This is a genomic window from Bifidobacterium callitrichidarum, assembly GCF_003129905.1.
In the GTDB taxonomy this organism is placed as follows: Bacteria; Actinomycetota; Actinomycetes; order Actinomycetales; family Bifidobacteriaceae; genus Bifidobacterium; species Bifidobacterium callitrichidarum.
In genome coordinates this window covers 39697-57613 of record NZ_QFFM01000019.1, presented here as the reverse complement: position 1 = coordinate 57613, position 17917 = coordinate 39697, and the positions used below count along the sequence as shown (strand labels likewise).

Genomic DNA, 17917 nt, shown 5'->3' with positions numbered 1-17917 from the left:
GGCTCGACTGTCGTCTCGCACATTGCCTACAAACAGCTCCGCTATTTGCTTCACGGCAATGTCCTGACAAGGGGAGCTGGCCGCGAAGCGGACTGAGGGGATGTCAGTTTTGGTTTAACGGAGCCAAATACGGGAAGCTGTAGGTCACAGCGCGCCGAAACCGACGGCGTGCTTGGTTTCGGAGCCGATGATGGCGTATCCCAGCGCCTTGGCCGGCACGATGATGCGACGGCCCTTGTCATCGGTCAGATCGATGGTCGCACCGGACTCGACGGCCTGCGCGATGGTCTGGCTGACCTTGTCGGCGGAGTCGTCGGTGCTGAAGTTGACCGGTCGAGCCACGTTCTGAATGCCCAGTTCGATATCCATGAATGTTCCTCACTTCCGGCCTTGCGGCCGCAGGTTGTTCGGTTGTGTGTCAATGGTTCCATTGTGCCGCGTGCGGGCGGCGGGTGCCGGACGGTTATGCGCTCGGCGTGGTGCCTTCCTCGACGCCGTTCTCCGAGATGCCAGGAACGGGCTGCGAATCGTTCGTGTCATCCGGATCGGTGGTGGCGTCGGAAGTCATGCCATTGGTGGCATCGGTGACGTCAGTAGCAACAGCGGGCTCTTCGGAACCGGCCGTGTCGCCATCGGCGGGTGTGCCGGCGTCATGCGGCGTATCGGCGCTCTCCGTCGTTTCCGGGCCGTTCGGAGTATTCACCGGGTTCCCGTCCTCGTCGTAGCCATCCAGTCCGGCGTGCGCGTCGCGCAGGGCACGTTCCTCACGTTCCAGTAGTGGAATGACCGTGGTCTTCGCGGTGGAGGAGTGCGCGAACCGTTCGCCGGTGTCGTCGGCGTCCATCAGGACATTGCCGGCCGTCGGGCCATGCAGGCTGACCGGTCCCGGGAACAGCGGCTTCGGATGGGACATCGGGCGTGTACCGGATTGCGCGGCGTTCGTGCCGTCGAAGGAGCCGCGTGCGCCGGTCGTGCCGGTCGAGGCAGCCGTGCCGGAATGCGCGCGGGACTCCTGCGATTTGGAGGACTGACCGGCCTTCTCCTGTCGATCCATCTCCAGCAGTTCCTTGAGGGTGATGGTCACCGAGGAATGTGGGGATGACGTGGAATGGGATGGCTGCGGTTTGGTCGAACCGGTGGTGCCGAATCCGGAGCGGAAGCCACCTGCAAGCGGGGTGCCGGCCAGCGGATGATCGGCGGTGCGATCGGCGGCTGGCGACGAGCCGACCGCCGGCGTCATCCCCACCTGACCCGCCGCCGAGATCTCGGCGGAACCGGTGCGGTCCGGATCGGGGGTGTCGTCGGAAACATCGGCGGACTCGGCCACGGTTGCGGCGGAACCGGACGTGCCGGAGCCACGGCGTTCATCGTCCTGCAGCAGCGTGCCCACGGTGATGGTCGACGGCGAACCGGGTTTCGTCTCGCGCGCGCTGGCTTCCTTGGCGTCAGGCGCCGGCGTGGTGTCCCGGCTGATGATGCCGAGCTGGTGCGCAAGACGCTCCACCTGCGCCTTGAACTGCATGATGCGATCGTTGTCGCCGCGGTTGATGGCCTGGATGAACTCGCCCACCTGCTCCATCTGCAGCCACAGGTTGGCGCGCAGCATGATGAGGTCGTCCAGTCGCGAGCCCATCATGCGCCCGTAGGCAGCGAGTACGGCGTTGCGGTGCGACTCGTCCAGCTTGCCGAAGATCCACGCCAGGTCGCGTGCCGGATCGTTGACTTGCATGTCCTGCCAGTTGGTCACGGCGGTGATGGTGGAGCCGGAGAACAGGAAATCGCCGTCCGAAAACCCGCCGTGCACGGTGCAGGTGGCGAACGACCACAGTCCCTCGGTCTCGATGACGCGCGCCCAGCTGTTGGTGATTTCGGTGGGCACATGGCCGGCCGAACGTAGGCGCCTGATCCAGGCGGTCAGCTGCGAGCGGATCTGGCCGGTGGTGAACACCGGATACTTGGCGGCGGTCAGGAACGCGGGGGAGAGGCGATGGATGGCGCCGAGCGCGGTACCCACGGCGGCACAGTCGTCCAGTGTCAGCAGGTCAAGCGGACGCGACTGGCCGTCGCGGTGGGCGGCGATCAGCACGGTGGTCGAACCGGTGGGGCTCGGACGGCTGGTATCCACGGTGGCCGTGGCCTTGACGGTCTCCTCGTCCTTGTTGAACGCTTGGGCGGTGGCGGTCTGACCGGGCTTGGCCACGTCGCCGGGCGCGAACGCGATCACGCGGTCCAGATCAAAGCCCAAGCCGCCGGGCTCGCGTGCAGCGGCCAGCGTCTGCGCGGCCTTCACGCGACGGACCAGACGGGTGCGGCCCGCCGCGGTGTCGGTGGCATATACGTCATACAGGCGGCCCGAGGCATCCTGCACCACGGCCTGATCGATGCCCTTGGCCTCGTCGGTCGAGCTGGCCTGCGCGCTCTCTCTCACGCCGGCGACCGCCAGGTTCGGCAAGACGGCCGAAGTCAGCGCCGCCAACACATAGTTGCTACGTTTCATCACCCTTTAACACTAATACATGCCTTGTGCGGAAAGGCCGGTCGACACCAGCGAATGAGCCATTTGCGCGCCTTTGCGCGCCTGCCCATGCCATGGTCCGTTTCGGTCCAGACCGGTCCGTGCCACAATGGAGGGCATGGAACAGGCGCAGACGATCCTCGAAGGCCTTGACGAGCAACAGCGGCGGGCGGCCACCACGCTGAACGGGCCGGTGCGCATCATCGCGGGCGCGGGCGCGGGCAAGACGCGCACGGTCACGCGGCGCATCGCCTACGCCTGCGCCACCGGGGCATGGAAGCCCGAGCGGGTGCTCGCCGTCACGTTCTCGGTCAAGGCGGCCACTGAAATGCGCGTGCGCCTCGAGCAATTAGGCGTCGGCGGCAACGCACGGCAGGGATCCGGCAACGGGGTCACGGCCGCGACCTTCCACTCGGCCGCCCTGAACCAGCTCAATAGCGTCTGGGCGGACGTGTGCGAGGCGCCTTTCCCGCATCTCATCGAGGATCAGCGGGACACCGTCGCCCGCGTCATCACGCACGTCACCGCGCAGTCGGACGTCGATCCGCTCACCGTGCGCGATGTGCTCGCCGAAATCAACTGGGCCAAGATCTCGCTGGTGGCCGTCGAGGATTACGTGCGCGTGTGCGCGGCGGCGAACCATCTGCCGCCCGCGGGACTTGACGCCGAACGGTTCAAGGCCATCTACGACGAATACGAGCGGGAGAAGACCTCCCGCGGCGAAATCGACTTCGACGACATCCTGCTGCTCGTCTGCCACATCATGGACGACTTCCCCGAGGCGGCGGCGCAGATCCGCTCCACCATTGGCTGGCTCACCGTGGACGAGTACCAGGACGTCTCCCCGCTGCAGCACCGGCTGATGACCCTATGGCTGGGCGGCGGCGGACCGGACGGCAAGGCCGCGATGAACCGTAACGTGTGCGTGGTGGGGGATCCCGCACAGACCATCTACTCGTTCGCCGGCGCATCCAGCTGGGATCTGCTGCGGTTCGCGGACGAATTCGGACCGCTCGCCGCGGACATCAACCTCGGCACCGACTACCGTTCCACGCCCGAAGTGGTGAACCTCGCCAACCGGGTGCTTGCGGCCGCGCCGAACCGCGATGATTATCTCAAGCTCGTCTCGGCACGTGGTTCGGGACGCCGCGTGAGCCGGACCGTGTACGAGACCGACATGGAGGAGGCGCAAGGCGTGGCGGCCCGTATCCGCAAACTCGTGGCCGCCGGGGTCAAACCGTCCGACTGCGCAATTCTGACGCGCATCAACGCGCAGCAGCCGGTGTTCGACGCGGCGTTGCGTGCGGCCGGCATCAAATTCCGCGTGCGCAAGGATGCGGGCTGGCAGTCGTCCGCGCTCGCCGGCGAGGCCGCGACCAAGCGTGCGCTGCTGGAGGCCATGGGGTTGGACGCCACCGGATTGAAGCTCGAGGATGATCCGGGCGTCACGATCTCCACCATCCATGCGGCCAAGGGTCTGGAATTCAAACACGTGTTCCTGGTGGGTTGCTCCGAAGGTCTGCTGCCGTACGGTGCGCCCGAACCGGGGGAGACGCTTGAGGAGGAGCGGCGGCTCATGTACGTGGGCATCACCCGAGCCGAGGACTCGCTGCACCTGTCCTACGCCCGCACCAAGGACGGCTACGGCGCCCAGCAGCGCCGCCCCTCGCGGTTCTTGTAAGGCTCAGTTTTCTTGGCTCCCCTTGTCAGGGGAGCTGGACGCGAAGCGGACTGAGGGGTAGTCACACAAAATTAATACCGCCGAAATGGCTTGATTTCGTTGATATTCCAACGGTCTGGAAAGGTGGGCAATGAGGGACTCGAACCCCCGACATCCACCGTGTAAAGGTGGCGCTCTAACCAACTGAGCTAATTGCCCGCGGATGTCAAGAATAGCGCATGGGCAGACCCGACGCGACACTTGACGTCGAAGAAGTCTCGAAAACCGGTCAGCGACCCTTGCCGAAGGCGCGCAGACGGATGCCGTTCCAGTCCGGTCCCACGGTCAGCGGGGTGGCGGCGTTCATGCCGGCGGTCTTCGCGGCGGACTGCACGGTGGAGGAGCTGGCCGCACCCGGGCGACCGGGCTTCGGGGTCAGCACCCACAGCGGGCCGTCGTCGCCGAGCACCGCGTACGCATCGACGATCGTGTCGGACAGCTCGTCCTCGTCGTCGCCGTCGCGCCACCACAGAATGACGCCATCCACCGCGGAGTCATAGTCCTCGTCCACGAGCTCCTCGCCCGTGAGTTTCTCGATCTCGGCGCGGATGGAATCGTCCACGTCGTCGTCCCAGAGCCATTCCTGGATGATGTCTCCAGGCTTGAAACCGAATTCTTCCGCGTTCTGTGATGCCGTTTGATTCACAGGGGATACATTAGCAAGTCACCGCGAACAATCGCGTTAACGGCACAGGAAAATCCTTCGGATTGTGGACACCGTTCGTCCATCTTGGTGCCCCGCCGCCGGTCGCGGACCGTCATGGGATGTACGCGACCAGCGCGATCACGCGGTGCAATGCGGCATGTCGTCCGCCTGTCCCTTGCCGATGGCGACAAGCGCCTGGTACGCCTCGTCCAGCGTGGAGACCTTCACGTCCCGCAGTCCGTCCGGCACGTGCCCCACCACGTCCGCGCAGTTCGACTCGGGTGCCAGGAACCATGTGGCCCCGTCGCGCTTGGCGCCCAGCATCTTCAATCGGATGCCGCCGATCTTGCCCACCTTGCCCTTCGCGTCGATGGTACCGGTGCCGGCGATGGTCTCGCCGCCGGTCTCCTCGGCCGGGGTGAGCTTGTCGATGAGTCCCAGCGTGTACATCATGCCGGCGGACGGGCCGCCGATGCTGTCCACATGCATCGTGACTTTGAGGTTCTTCAACGTGCTTTGGCTGATGCCGAGCTCGTCCGCATGCGCCTTCATATACGCGAGTCCGGCTTTGGCCGCCGAATCCTGCGAGCCGGTCATGTCCGAATCGACCTTCTTCTGGTACTCGTCGGCGGTCTGGCCCACCGGCACCACGGCCTCGCGCGGCATAACCTCCACATGCGGGTTGGCCCAGCCCCACACGGCCTGCGCGTTGATGATCGGGTAGCCGGGCACGCCCGAGGCGCTCACCGTCACCAGCAGCAACTTGCCGGAATCACGGTGCGTTTCGACGCCGCTGCCGGACACGGCGATCACCTGCCCCTCCTTGACCTTGCCCAACACGTCCTGGGTGGGGCCGGGCATCTCGATGACGTACGGGCTTGGCAGCAGCAGAATCACCGCGCCCAGGATCACGGCCAGCGCACCGACGAAATACCGGGGCGAACGGCTCGTGACGTAACGGCGCACGTCCCGCCAGTACCCGGCAAGGAAACGCTGCACCCGCGCACCGAGACCGTTAGCCGTGGCTTCATCGGCCCGTCCGATCGGGATATGCTGCTCGGACTGTTCATTCCTGTGACGTGCAAACATACCCAACAGTGTATGCAACGGCCCTGCATGAGCCGCGCGCGGAATCCGTCAAGACGCGCGGCGCGAAAAAATCCTCGGCCGCAGGCGAACGGGCGCGGGAAGACCCTACACTTGGGGTAACAGACCTTGGGGTAACACACCGCGGCAAAGAAGGATACGCATGGACGACAACGCGATTCACGAATGGCTCATCAAGTGCTTCGGCCCCGTGCAGGGGGAGATGGCCTGGCAGCAGATCAACCAGCTGCCCGCCGAGATCCGCGAGCAGCTCATGAGCCAGGATCCCGGCAAGCTGCCCGATCCGTCCGAAGTCCAGCAGATGATGGCCGCGTTCACGGCCGGCGGCCTCAACACCATGGGCGACATGCAGCGTACGGTGGAGGAGGGGCCGATTAATGTCAAGCTCGCCAAATCCATCGCACTGCAGCAGGCCAACGCGGCCGGTTCGGCCTCCAGCGTGACCGCCATCGAGGGCGAGGCCGCTCGTCGTGCGATGAGCGAGGCCAACCTGTGGCTGGACACCGCATGCGAATTCAACCCCGCGCCCGGTGAGCCGGACGTGCTCACCCGCGCCGGATGGGTGGAAGGCACCATCGACCAGTGGGCCAAGTTCGCCGCGCCCGTGGCCGAATCGATGAACGACGCGCTCGCCTCCGTAATCTCCGAACGACTCGGCGGCATGTTGGGCGACGGCGAGATCGCCGGCATGTTCGCCGGTCCGGTGCCGATTCCGATCCCGAACGGCATGAAGGACCCGGCCCAGCTCATCAAACTGCTCGGCAACACATCCTTCGCCATGCAGCTCGGCCATGCGGCCGGCAACCTGAGCCATGAGGTGCACGGCAGCTTCGACCAGGGCATCGCGCTCACCAAGAACCCCGCCGGCGCGCTGATCGCGCAGAACGCCACTGAATACGCCAAGGCGCTCAACGGTGAGACGACGACCGACGGCACGCAGGGGAGCGGCGCCTCCGGTGCGGCAGGCCACGCCGATTCCGGCAACCCGATCGGCTTCACGTCCGCGCACAAGGATGACGCCGACACCAGTCCGGACGAATCCGCCCAGGCCAATGAATCCGCCGCCGACAAGGCCGCGTTCGAGGCCGCCTTCGCCGGCTTCAACGCTACCGAGAAGATCCCCGAATCCGAGGTCCTCTCCTATCTGGCGCTGCAGGAGATGGCCCATGCCCGCCTGTACGCCTCCGTGCCATGGCTGATGCCCCGCTTCGAGGCGCTCATCGGCAAGTACGCGCGTGGCATCTCCATCGATTTGGACGCGATGGAGGAGCAGCTGCGCGATGCCACGTCCATGGACCCCGAGTCCATCTCTGACGCGGTCAACCTCACCAAGGTGGGTATCCCGGACACGCCCGAACAGCGGGAGGCGCTTTCCTCGCTCGAATCGTTGCTGGCCATGGTCGAAGGCTGGGTCGATTGCGTGGTGTGGCGTGCGGGCATGGCCCACCTGCCGCACATCGAGCAGCTGCGCGAGATGACCCGCCGCGAACGTGCGATGGGCGGTCCGGCCGAACGCACCTTCGAAAGCCTGCTCGGTTTGCAGCTGCGACCCAAGCGCATGCGCGAGGCGGCCGGTCTGTGGGAGATGATCACCGCCGCGGAAGGTTCCGAAGGCCGCGACGCGAAGTGGTCCCACCCCGATCTGCTGCCCGTCCTGCCCGGAGACAAGACCGAGTCGGATGGTGCCGGTGCATCCGGTCCGTCCGCCGGTTCCGTCGCCTCCGGCAGCGGCACCGCGCATCCGGCGGCGGACGGCAAATCCGGCGACATCGATTGGGATGCCGAACTGTCCAAGCTCCTCGGCGAGGACGGTGGTGAGGGCACTGGTGAGGACGGCCCCGACGCCGAGCCCGGCGATCCGTCCGATTCGAGCGATTCGGACCGTCCGTCAGCCGGCGACGAGTGACCTTACCGGTCTCCCCGGCGCGGTGAAACCGGGGAGACGAAGACGGCAGGCGTCGCAACAGTCACGTAAAGTTGTGTTCGGAGTGTTTCATTCAGCAGGAGGTCGGACAGCCGATGGCGCAGAAACTTCGTGAAGGGGAAAGCAAGTCGGGCATCGCCCGTGCAGGCAAGCGCAAGTGGGGGTACGATCCGGCTCAGGTCGATGGCTTCCTGGAACGGGCTCACGCGCTGTATGACAGCGAAGGTGCCAAACTCACCCAGCGCGACATCCAGGACGTCTCCTTCGACGTGGCCAAGAACGGGTACGTCATCAGCCAGGTGGACGCCGCGCTGAGCCGTCTCGAACGCGCCGTGGTGGACAAGCAGACCACATGGGAGATCTCCCAGCATGGTCGCGTGACATGGAAGGCGCAGACCGAAAAGCTCTACCAGGAGATCGCCAAGCACGCCGAACGCGCCGAACGCGAGCGCTTCCGCTCCGGCAACGCCAAGCAGCCCTCCTACGACAAGAAGCAGGTGGACCGTCTCATCGACCAGATCGTGGACAAGGCCGCCGCATCCCTGGGCGTGGACGGCGTCAACCCGGAGGATGTGCGCAAGCTCGCGGACCTCAACGCCAACGCGGTCAACAACGTGGTCTTCACCCAGCGCAAGGGCAAGAAGGGCTACGACGAACGTCAAGTGGACTATTTTCTCAACACCTGCGTCCAGCTGCTGAGCCGCCTCGAATCCTACGCCCGCGTGGCCGATTTCGTGGGTGATTCCTCGGCCTCCGCGACGACGGCCGAAGCTGCGTCCCCGGCACCCGCCGCAGATGTCTCCTCCCTGTTCGCCTCCGCCGCGCCTCAGGCGCCGGCCGCCGAACCCGCCGTACAGGCACAGCCCCAGATGGCGGCCTCCCCGGTCTACCACGAGTCGTTCGACGCGCTGCATCAGGCCGAACGGGACCTGTTCACCGCTCCCGCCGCGCAGGAGAAGCCGGTTTCGTACGCGCCCGCCTTCTCCGCATCCACGCCTTCGGGCCCGTCCGCGCCGCAGCCCGTTTCGTATGCCCCGTCCGTCAAGCCGGAACACCGGCACGCCGAACCGGTGACGCCCACGCCTGCCGCCGCTCCTACGGTCGCACAGTCCGAAACCGTCCAGTCCGAAACCGTGGTGCTTTCCCCGATTCCGGACGACCCGTTCGGCACCAAGGCCGCAGCCAGCCAGACGACCGCGCAGCCGCAGCCCGATTCCCATGCCGCGGTATCCGCCCCGGCCGCACCGTCCGACCATGCCGCTCCGGCACAAGCCGCGGCGCAGCCGGCACCGGAACCGCCCGCCGCGCCTTCGTTCAAGCCCCTGCACACCCGCGATGCCGCCGTCCAGCACGCCCCGGAAGCCGCCGAACCGGTCATCGACACCGCGCGCGACGACTCCTCCCTGGCCGCCCTGGCCCACATGGTGGAGATCTCCCAGGAGATGCCGGCCATCCGCACGCAGGCCTTCGAACCCAAGATGCCGAGCCTGGACACGCCAAGCGTCCTCAAGCTCAACAACATGCCCGAACCCGTCATGCCGTCGTCCGTCGGACATGCCGGAACCGGCGAGACCCAAACCGACGGTTCGGACGCGCAGCCGAATGAACATCGTTCGGCGCAACAGCCCGCGGTACCAGCGTCGGCGTCGGCCCTGCATCGCACCGACGATCTTTTCCCGTCGTTCTTCCCGTTGGAGAACGGATTCGACACGGACATCCCGGATCTGTCCTTCCCGACCCTGAACGACCCTGAACCGAAGAAGGAACAGTGAGCGTGGTCTCCAACTCCAGCGTCGTCATCCTCGGATCCACCGGATCCATCGGCACCCAGGGGCTTGACGTCATCGCACGTCATCCCGAGCGCTTCACCGTCACCGGACTGGCCGCGGGCGGCGGGCATGTGGAACTGCTCGCCCAGCAGGCGATCCGGTTCCGAGTGCCGGAAATCGCCGTCTATGACCAATCCAAGGTCCCGGCCCTGCGCGAGGCGCTCGAACAGGCCGGCGCCCGTTCCTCGGTGCGTGTCAGCGGAGGCCCGGAAGCGGTCATCGCCATGGCCGGCTCCGGTGCGAACGTGGTGCTCAACGGCATCACCGGCTCCATCGGCCTCGAACCGTCTATCGCGGCCCTGAAGGCCGGATCGCAGCTCGCGCTGGCGAACAAGGAATCGGTGGTGGCCGGTGGCCATATGCTCTTCGGCGCCCAGGTGCGCGAACAGCAGATCAACCCCGTGGACTCCGAGCATTCCGCCATCTGGCAGTCGCTGAGGAGCGGCACCCACACCGAGGTGGCCAAACTCGTGGTCACCGCATCGGGCGGCCCGTTCCGCGGCTGGAAGCGCGCGGATATGGAGCACATCACGCCTGAACAGGCGCTGCACCATCCCACCTGGAACATGGGCCCTGTGGTCACCATCAACTCCTCGACCCTGATGAACAAGGGCCTTGAGGTCATCGAGGCGTCCCGCCTGTTCGACGTGCCGCCTGAGCGCATCGATGTGACCGTGCACCCGCAGTCCATCGTCCATTCCATGGTCGAATTCGTGGACGGTGCCACCATCTGCCAGGCCTCGCCGCCGGACATGCGTCTGCCCATCGCGTTGGGCCTGTCCGCGCCCGACCGCATGGGTGACGTGGCCGCCGCCTGCGATTGGACCAAGGCCGCCACGTGGACCTTCGAACCGTTGGACGACGAGGCGTTCCCCGCCGTCTCGCTGGCACGCCACTGCCTGACCGCATCCGAGAAGCATACGGCCGTGCTCAACGCGGCCAACGAGCAGGCCGTGCATGCCTTCCTCGACCACCGCCTGCCCTACCTCGGCATCGTCGATACGGTCAAGGAGGTCCTTGACGAGATGGACGCCGAACTGCGAGGCAACCCGCTGTTCGCCGACGTGGAGGAAATGGGTCAGGTTGAGCGCGAGGCCCGCCGCCGCGCCGACGACCTGATAAACAAGCAGTGATGAATACGTTGAGCACTGAACTACCTGTCAACAAGCCGTTCCGTAAGACCGGGGACCCGGTGGAGCTGACCAGCGAGTCCCCGTTGCATCCGCGCCGCAAGTCCCGCCGCATCATGGTCGGACCGGTGCCGGTGGGCGGGGGAGCCCCCATCTCCGTGCAGTCCATGACCAACACGCTCACGGCCAATGTGCCCGCCACACTCCAGCAGATCGCCGAGTTGACCGCCGCCGGCTGCGACATCGTGCGCGTGGCCGTGCCCAGCCAGGACGACGCCGACGCCTTGCCCGAGATCTGCCGCAAGTCGCCGATCCCGGTCATCGCGGACATCCACTTCCAGTCCAAGTACGTGTTCCAGGCCATCGACGCCGGCTGCGCGGCCGTGCGCGTGAACCCCGGCAACATCCGCAAATTCGACCAGGTCGGCCCGGACATCTGCAAGGCCGCCACGGACGCGGGCATCTCCCTGCGCATCGGCGTGAACGCCGGCTCGCTGGACAAGGAGCTCTACGCCAAGTACGGCGGCCCCACCCCCGAGGCGCTCGTGGCCAGCGCGCTCAAGGAAGCGCACATGTTCGAGGACGTGGGCTTCCATGACTTCAAGATCTCCGTCAAACACCATGACGTGATCACCATGGTCGAAACGTACCGTCTGCTCGCATCGAAGGGCGACTGGCCGCTGCACCTCGGCGTCACCGAGGCCGGCCCCGCATGGCAGGGCACCATCAAATCCTGCCTCGCGTTCGGCGCCCTCCTGGCCGAGGGCATCGGTGACACGATCCGCGTATCCCTCTCTGCCCCGCCGGTCGAAGAGGTCAAGGTGGGCTGCAAGCTCCTGGAATACATGGGACTGCGCCCCCGCAAGTTCGACATCATCTCCTGCCCGAGCTGCGGGCGCGCCCAGGTGGACGTGATTCAGCTCGCCTCCGCCGTGACCGAGGGCCTCAAGGACGTGACCGCGCCAATTCGCGTGGCCGTGATGGGCTGCATCGTCAACGGTCCCGGCGAGGCGCGCGAGGCCGACCTCGGCGTGGCCTCCGGCAACGGCAAAGGCCAGATCTTCATCAAGGGCAAGGTCATCGAAACCGTGCCCGAGGACCAGATCGTGGAGACGCTGCTCACCAAGGCGCAGGAGATCGCCGCCCAGATGGAGGCGGACGGCCAGGTGCCCGCCGGCTCCACCGGCCCGGTCGTCGTGCCGATCCAACATCCGAACCGCTAAGCCCATCCCGCCGTCGGCCCCCGTGAGGAGCCGGCGGCGTTTTCATTGTTCGCCGCCGACATAACAGGGCAGGCCCGGTGCCTACAATGGTCTGCGTGTCGAATCAGGAACAGCAGAGCGAAACCCGGCCATGGACCCGCGGCCATCGGCTGATGGTCAGCCTGCCCATCTTCATCATGCTGTTCGGCATCCTCGTGGCCGTATCCAACATCACCATCGTGCCGTGGAACATCGAACCCACCGGCCAATCGATGGCAACCCTCAGCGACGATACGACGGTCACCTTCGACACCGCAACCGGCGGCACCGACCTGCCGGACAAAGGCTCCTATACCGTCACCGAACGGTACGTCACCCTCAACGTCGCGCGCGACGGCTCCCTGACCAAGCAGGCGGGTGTACGGAACAAGGCCAACGACCAGGGCGTGCAGGCCATCAAGGTGCTCATCCGCGAGCCCGAAGGCGTCTCCGGCAAGCGTCCGGCCGTCGTCTTCATGCACGGTGCGGGCTACGGTACCTGCGACAACTCCTTCGGCGACGTGGCCGCGGATATGGCCTCCGCCGGCTTCGTGACCGCCGTGCTGGACAAGCCCGTCTGGAACACCACCGACATCAACCGTGACTATCCCGCCTCCGCCAAGGCCTACGACCAGGTCATCAGCTACCTGCGTGACCAGGACAACGTGGACGCCACGAAGGTCGGCATCTACGCCACCTCCGAATCCACGTGGATCTCCTCGTACCTGCTTGAGGACGACCCGGACATCGCCTTCCAGATTCTCCTGAGCCCGATGGTTTTCAGCCCACGCCAGTCCCTCGGCTTCTTCGTCACCCAGGACTTCACACTGGCCGGCGCGAACGACGGCTACCAATCCATCGTGCAGCGCCTGTTCAGCGCGGACGGCACCGTGGTGGGACTGACGAACTTCGACATCCGCACCCTCGGCCCCGGCGCATACGACATTCCCACCTACGTGGCATACGGGTCCAAGGACGTGATGACCGCGCAGGTGGACGGCGTGCGCGCAATCCTGTACGAGGCTCATCGTGCCGGCAACTGGGACGTGACGGTCCGCAGCTATCCGGTGGCCAATCACGTGCTGCGCTTGGGCGACGAATCCGAAGCGGGCACGCCATTCGCCGACGCCTACGTGGACGATCTCATCGACTGGGCCGTCGGCACCGCCGCGGGCCTCAAGCAGACCAGCGAACGGGTGGCCGGCACCGACCTGTACCAATCCATCGGTTTGCCGGGCGCGCTGAAGGCACGTCGAGCCGGCACCATCTACGGCCTGATCCTGCACGCCACGCTCATCCTGCTACTGCTCGCCTCCGCGGTGCTTGCGCTCGTGGCGCTGATCCGTGTCATCGTGGCACGATCCCGCTGGCGGCGTGCGCGCAAGCATGCACTGAAACGGCGCGGACAGGACGAGTCGGACGGAACGACAATCATCGCGCCGACGCCCGCCAAACCGGTCGTGCTCGGCTTCTCGCACGGCTTCGGCGGAGCGCTGCTGACCCTGACCTTCACCACGCTGGCCACGCTGCTCATCTTCGCCGCCGGCCTCGGCCAGGTGGTCATGGGCGTGGTCAAACTGGCGTGGGGCGGCGCGCCCACCGAAACGCCGGGCGTGATGTATTGGAGTTGGCCGGTGATTCAGGTGGTCTCCGTGCTGGTGGTCTGGGCATGGTCGCGCGTGTTCATGCGACTCATCGAAGTCGCCTCCGCACGCGGACTCATCCAATGGCCGCCGCGCAAAGGGGCCGTCCGCGGCATCGTCACCGGTGCCGACCCGGTGCTCGCCTCCACCAGACTCGGGCGTGTGCTGTTCTGGCTCGTCACCTTCACCATGCTCAACGTGCTGCTGTTCTTCGCCTTCTGGGGCCTGTTCATCTACTGACCGTATTCCGGTCCACCGGCGAAAACGGGAAAGGAGAAGGAAAAGCCAATGTTGCTTTACCGTGACGAGGCCGTGGTCCTGAGGACCGCCAAACTCGGCGAGGCGGACCGCATCATCACCCTGCTGACCCGCGGTCATGGCAAGATACGCGCGGTGGCCAAGGGCGTGCGACGCACCAAATCACGCTTCGGTGCCCGACTTGAACCGTTCATGCGCGTGGACGTGCTCATCGCCGAGGGACGTTCGCTGGACGTGGTCTCCCAAGCTGAATCCGTGGCCGCATACGGGGCCTCCATCGCCACCGACTACGCGGCGTACGAGGCCGCCAACGTCATCGTGGAGACCGCGGACAAGCTGGTGAACACCGAACACGAGCAGACCGCGCATCAGTATCGGCTCGTCATCGGCGCGTTGAACGCGCTTGCCAAACACGCCCATGCGCCGCGGGCCATTGGAGACTCCTACGTGATGCGCGCGCTCGCCCTGGCCGGCTGGACGCCGCGGCTCGCCACCTGCGTGGTATGCGGCCAGCGCGAAGGCGCCTACCTGTCCATCGCGGCCGGTGGCGTGATGTGCGAGGCCGACCATACCACGGATGCCCGCCGCATCTCCCCGCTCGCCCTGCGCCAGTTCGCGGCATTGGTGGATGGCGACTGGTCGGTGCTCGACGCCGAGCCGCTTGAAGCCACCGCCGAACAGTTGGTTGAAGATTGGGGGGAGTATTACCTGGAGCGGCCGATTCGTTCGCTGCGCTTGATAGATTCGTGAGTATGGCTTTTGAGAACGTCGACTACACTTCGTTGAGCATTCCGGCGGCACCGTTTTCCGACCCCGCCCGCATCCCCGATTTCCCCAAGGACAAAGTGCCCCGCCATGTGGGCGTCATCATGGACGGCAACGGCCGCTGGGCCAAACAGCGCGGCATGATCCGCACCAACGGCCATCAGGCCGCCGAACCGGTGGTGTTCGACACCATCGCCGGTGCCATCGAGGCGGGTGTGCGGTATCTGAGCCTGTACACGTTCTCCACCGAAAACTGGAAGCGCTCGCCGCAGGAGGTGCGTTTCCTCATGGGCTTCTCGCGTGAAATCATTCACCGCCGTGTGGCGCAGATGGACGAGTGGGGCGTGCGCGTGCGCTGGTCCGGCCGCCGTCCGAAGCTGTGGAAGTCGGTGATCGACGAGCTGGAGATCGCGCAAGAACGCACCAAGAACAACAAGACCATCGATGTGGTGTTCTGCATCAACTACGGCGGCCGCGCCGAAATCGCCGACGCCTGCGCCGCCATCGCGCGTGAGGTACGTGACGGCAAGATCTCGGGCGACCGCGTCACCGAGAAGATGATCGCCGACCATCTGTACAACCCGGACATTCCCGACTGCGATCTGGTGATCCGCACGTCCGGCGAACAGCGCACGTCGAACTTCCTGCCGTGGGAGGCCGCCTACGCCGAACTCGACTTCGTGCCCGAACTCTTCCCCGACTGCGGCCGTGAGGTGCTCTGGCGTTCCATCGACCACTACATTCACCGCGATCGTCGATTCGGCGGCGTGAAGAAATAAGGTCGTTGGCTCCCCTCAGTGAGGGGAATGCCACGTGTATCTATGGCTCTGTTACACCAAGATTGACGTGCCCCTTATCCTTGGTTCTCCTTGTCAGAGGAGCTGGAGGCGAAGCCGACTGAGGGGTAGTTCTGTCGGATTCGTGTCAATCTTGGTATAACGAACCCTTCCGATAGGGTGTCCGGCGGCTGGTGGGATGCGTGTTGTTCCGACACACTCAAGGCCGTTCGGCCTCGCTCCGGCGCATGCTCGCAGAGCTTAGCATGTGCCGGAGCTGCTTACGGTCTGAACAACACGCATCCCACCAGCCGTCTCTTGCCTGGGCCAGGCTTTTACTGGTCGAGATCCTCGTCCTTGCCGTTGCCGAGTGTGAGCCATTCGATCAGCGAGATGACGCCGAGCAGTATCGCCGTCTGGGCGATCACCACCACGGTGGCGGAGAAGATCAGCGGCGTGCGGAACGAGTTGAACGCTGCCTGCAGCCAGATGCCCAGGCCGTTCATCGCACCCAGATATTCGGCGGTGGCCGCCGTGCCGAAGACATACGCGGCGGCGATGCGCAGACCGCCGAAGATCTGACGGGCCGCCACCCTGAGCTTGACATGCGTGAGCGTCCAGAAGCGTGTGGCGCCGCAGGTCAGCGCCACGTCCTCATAGAATTGCGGCACGGCGTTGAGGCCGCGCGCGGTCTGCACGGCGATGGGGAACACGCCGAACACGGCCACGATCACGATCTTGCCCAATGGTTCGAAGCCGAACCAGATCATGAACAGCGGCGCCACCGTGATGAGCGGGATGGTCTGTGCGGCCGCCAGCAGCGGGTAGAACGCCCGGTACATGGTCTTGGACACGTACAATCCGATGCCGATGGCGATGCCCGCCACGATCGCGATGGCGAAGCCCGTGATGCCCTCGTACGCGGTGATGGAAGCGGCCGTCATGAGGTCGGGCCAGGTATCGACCATCGAAGCCACGATCTGGGTAGGGGCGGCGAGCACACGTTCCGAGATGTGCCCGGCCCGGACCGCCGCCTCCCAGACCACCAGCAGGACGCCGATGGTCAGGACGGGCGGTGCGATGCGCGCGAGCCAAGATTTCAGTTGCTTCATACCAGTCTTCATACGATGAATAGGCCCCCTCGCGAAGAGGGGGCCGTGTGGTGTCCGTCGTCAGGCCACGTAATCGTTCGTGGCGAGTTCCTTGGCCTGCGGGGCTTCGGCCGGGTCCTTGCCGTCCTTGTCCTTGTATGTGCCGGCCTTGTACTGGAAGTCCAGATACGGCTGGGCGTCATCGAAGTTCACGGTGCCGGGCAGGGACTTCGCGTCGTCCGTGGTCCAGTAGCCGTTCTTGGTGATCTCCTCCATGGAGGTGCGGGTCAGCTTGGAATCAAGCTGGGCTTCCTTGGCCTGCTCGACCAGCAGGTCGGCGGCCTTGTCCGGGTTGGCCAGGGCGTAGTCGTAGCCCTTCTTGGTGGCCTCGATGAACTTCTTGAGCGCGTCGGCGTTCTTGGAATCCTTGAGCCAGGAGGACTTCACGGCGAAACCGAGTTGATCCGGGTTGCCGGGTACGCCCCAGTCGGAGGCCACGAAGCAGTTGAGGGCCGGGCCGTTGAGCTCGCTCTCCACACCCTCCCAGGTCACGTAGAAGCCGCCGAAGTCGCCCTTGCCACTGGTCAGCGTCTCGAAGGTGTTGGTGCCGGCGGTGGCGGTCTTGATCTCGCCGGTGCCGCCCGCGTACTTGATCATCTGCTGCACCACGGCGGTCTGCTCGGCCGAGCCGAAGCTCACGAAGGTCTTGCCGGACAGGTCCTTCGGGGTCTTGATGTCCGTGCGGGAGGCCAGTGCGCACCAGCGGGCCACCGGCTTCTGGGTCAGGTCGAACACGAACTTCAGGTCAGCGCCCTGCGAGTTGAAGGCTGCCACGTTGCTCAGCGTGGTGAAGCCCACGTTGGCCACGCCGTTCTCCACGCTGGTCTCCGCGCCGGCCTGCGCGGTGGGCAGAATCTTCACGTTGACGCCGGCGTCCTTGTAATAGCCGAGCTTCTGGGCCACATACAGGCCGATGTGGTTGGTGTTCGGCGTCCAGTCCAGCATGAACGAGACGGTCGGGGTGCTCGAATTCTTGGACGAATCGCCGGAATCGGCGGTGTTGGTGGATCCGCAGGCCGCGATGGATAGGCCGAGCGCGGCGGCTCCGAACACGGCCGCCAGCTTGGTCAGACCCTTCTTGACTTCAATCTTCATCTCAATGTCACCTTGCCTTCCGCGCATAGTGCGCTACAGTCCGACTCTCGGCAGACGGGAAGGTGAGGAGCCCGCGCGAGACATCGGACCAACGCCCCTTGTCGCGTATGCGAGGGG

General features: G+C 65.5%; 13 protein-coding genes, 1 tRNA gene and 1 pseudogene. 8 read left to right on the top strand and 7 right to left on the bottom strand.

What is annotated here, in order from left to right; all coding sequences use genetic code 11:
• Positions 1-144 precede the first annotated feature (144 nt).
• Positions 145-369, bottom strand: a complete 225-nt coding sequence (locus DF196_RS09405) for a DUF3107 domain-containing protein (RefSeq protein ID WP_109057574.1) — start codon at positions 367-369, stop codon at positions 145-147.
• Between the two features lie 619 nt (positions 370-988).
• Positions 989-2497, bottom strand: a pseudogene (locus DF196_RS09400) (phosphotransferase); the annotation flags it as partial.
• Between the two features lie 136 nt (positions 2498-2633).
• On the opposite strand from DF196_RS09400, the gene DF196_RS09395 reads away from it, so the two are divergent.
• Positions 2634-4196, top strand: a complete 1563-nt coding sequence (locus DF196_RS09395; RefSeq protein WP_109057572.1) for an ATP-dependent helicase — start codon at positions 2634-2636, stop codon at positions 4194-4196.
• 124 nt (positions 4197-4320) lie between these two features.
• Here the strand turns inward: DF196_RS09395 and DF196_RS09390 are convergent.
• The 3 genes from DF196_RS09390 to DF196_RS09380 all read right to left on the bottom strand — a co-directional run bounded on the left by DF196_RS09390 (position 4321) and on the right by DF196_RS09380 (position 5970).
• Positions 4321-4394, bottom strand: a tRNA-Val gene (locus DF196_RS09390).
• A 70-nt stretch (positions 4395-4464) separates the two neighbouring features.
• Positions 4465-4881, bottom strand: a complete 417-nt coding sequence (locus tag DF196_RS09385) for a DUF3052 domain-containing protein (RefSeq protein WP_109057571.1) — start codon at positions 4879-4881, stop codon at positions 4465-4467.
• A gap of 138 nt (positions 4882-5019) precedes the next feature.
• Entirely contained in the window at positions 5020-5970 is a 951-nt protein-coding gene (locus DF196_RS09380) for a YlbL family protein (protein ID WP_109057570.1), read from the bottom strand.
• Between the two features lie 160 nt (positions 5971-6130).
• Between DF196_RS09380 and DF196_RS09375 the strand changes: the two genes are divergently transcribed.
• The 7 genes from DF196_RS09375 (at position 6131) to DF196_RS09345 (ending at position 15557) form a co-directional block, all read left to right on the top strand.
• The gene (locus tag DF196_RS09375; RefSeq protein WP_109057569.1) at positions 6131-7894 is read left to right on the top strand and encodes a zinc-dependent metalloprotease; all 1764 of its coding nucleotides are present in this window, start codon (positions 6131-6133) and stop codon (positions 7892-7894) included.
• 113 nt (positions 7895-8007) lie between these two features.
• Complete coding sequence (locus DF196_RS09370) at positions 8008-9684, top strand: DivIVA domain-containing protein (RefSeq protein WP_109057568.1); 1677 nt, start codon at positions 8008-8010, stop codon at positions 9682-9684.
• On the top strand, positions 9681-10874 hold the full coding sequence (gene dxr, locus DF196_RS09365; protein WP_109057567.1) for a 1-deoxy-D-xylulose-5-phosphate reductoisomerase: 1194 nt from the start codon (positions 9681-9683) through the stop codon (positions 10872-10874). Before DF196_RS09370 ends, dxr begins: the two co-directional genes overlap by 4 nt.
• Positions 10874-12094 carry a flavodoxin-dependent (E)-4-hydroxy-3-methylbut-2-enyl-diphosphate synthase gene (ispG, locus tag DF196_RS09360; RefSeq protein WP_170115037.1) on the top strand — a complete coding sequence of 407 codons (1221 nt, stop codon included), beginning with the start codon at positions 10874-10876 and terminating at the stop codon, positions 12092-12094. Before dxr ends, ispG begins: the two co-directional genes overlap by 1 nt.
• A gap of 152 nt (positions 12095-12246) precedes the next feature.
• A complete protein-coding gene (locus tag DF196_RS09355) occupies positions 12247-13995 on the top strand; it encodes an alpha/beta hydrolase family protein (protein WP_193852573.1) in 1749 nt (582 codons plus the stop codon).
• 48 nt (positions 13996-14043) lie between these two features.
• Complete coding sequence (gene recO, locus DF196_RS09350) at positions 14044-14763, top strand: DNA repair protein RecO (RefSeq protein ID WP_109057565.1); 720 nt, start codon at positions 14044-14046, stop codon at positions 14761-14763.
• Positions 14764-14765: 2 nt separating this feature from the next.
• Positions 14766-15557 carry an isoprenyl transferase gene (locus DF196_RS09345; RefSeq protein ID WP_109057564.1) on the top strand — a complete coding sequence of 264 codons (792 nt, stop codon included), beginning with the start codon at positions 14766-14768 and terminating at the stop codon, positions 15555-15557.
• 332 nt (positions 15558-15889) lie between these two features.
• Here DF196_RS09345 and DF196_RS09340 read toward each other — a convergent pair whose 3' ends face one another.
• On the bottom strand, positions 15890-16666 hold the full coding sequence (locus DF196_RS09340) for an ABC transporter permease (protein WP_109057563.1): 777 nt from the start codon (positions 16664-16666) through the stop codon (positions 15890-15892).
• A 60-nt stretch (positions 16667-16726) separates the two neighbouring features.
• Entirely contained in the window at positions 16727-17800 is a 1074-nt protein-coding gene (locus DF196_RS09335; RefSeq protein WP_421728473.1) for an ABC transporter substrate-binding protein, read from the bottom strand.
• Between the last annotated feature and the right edge of the window lie 117 nt (positions 17801-17917).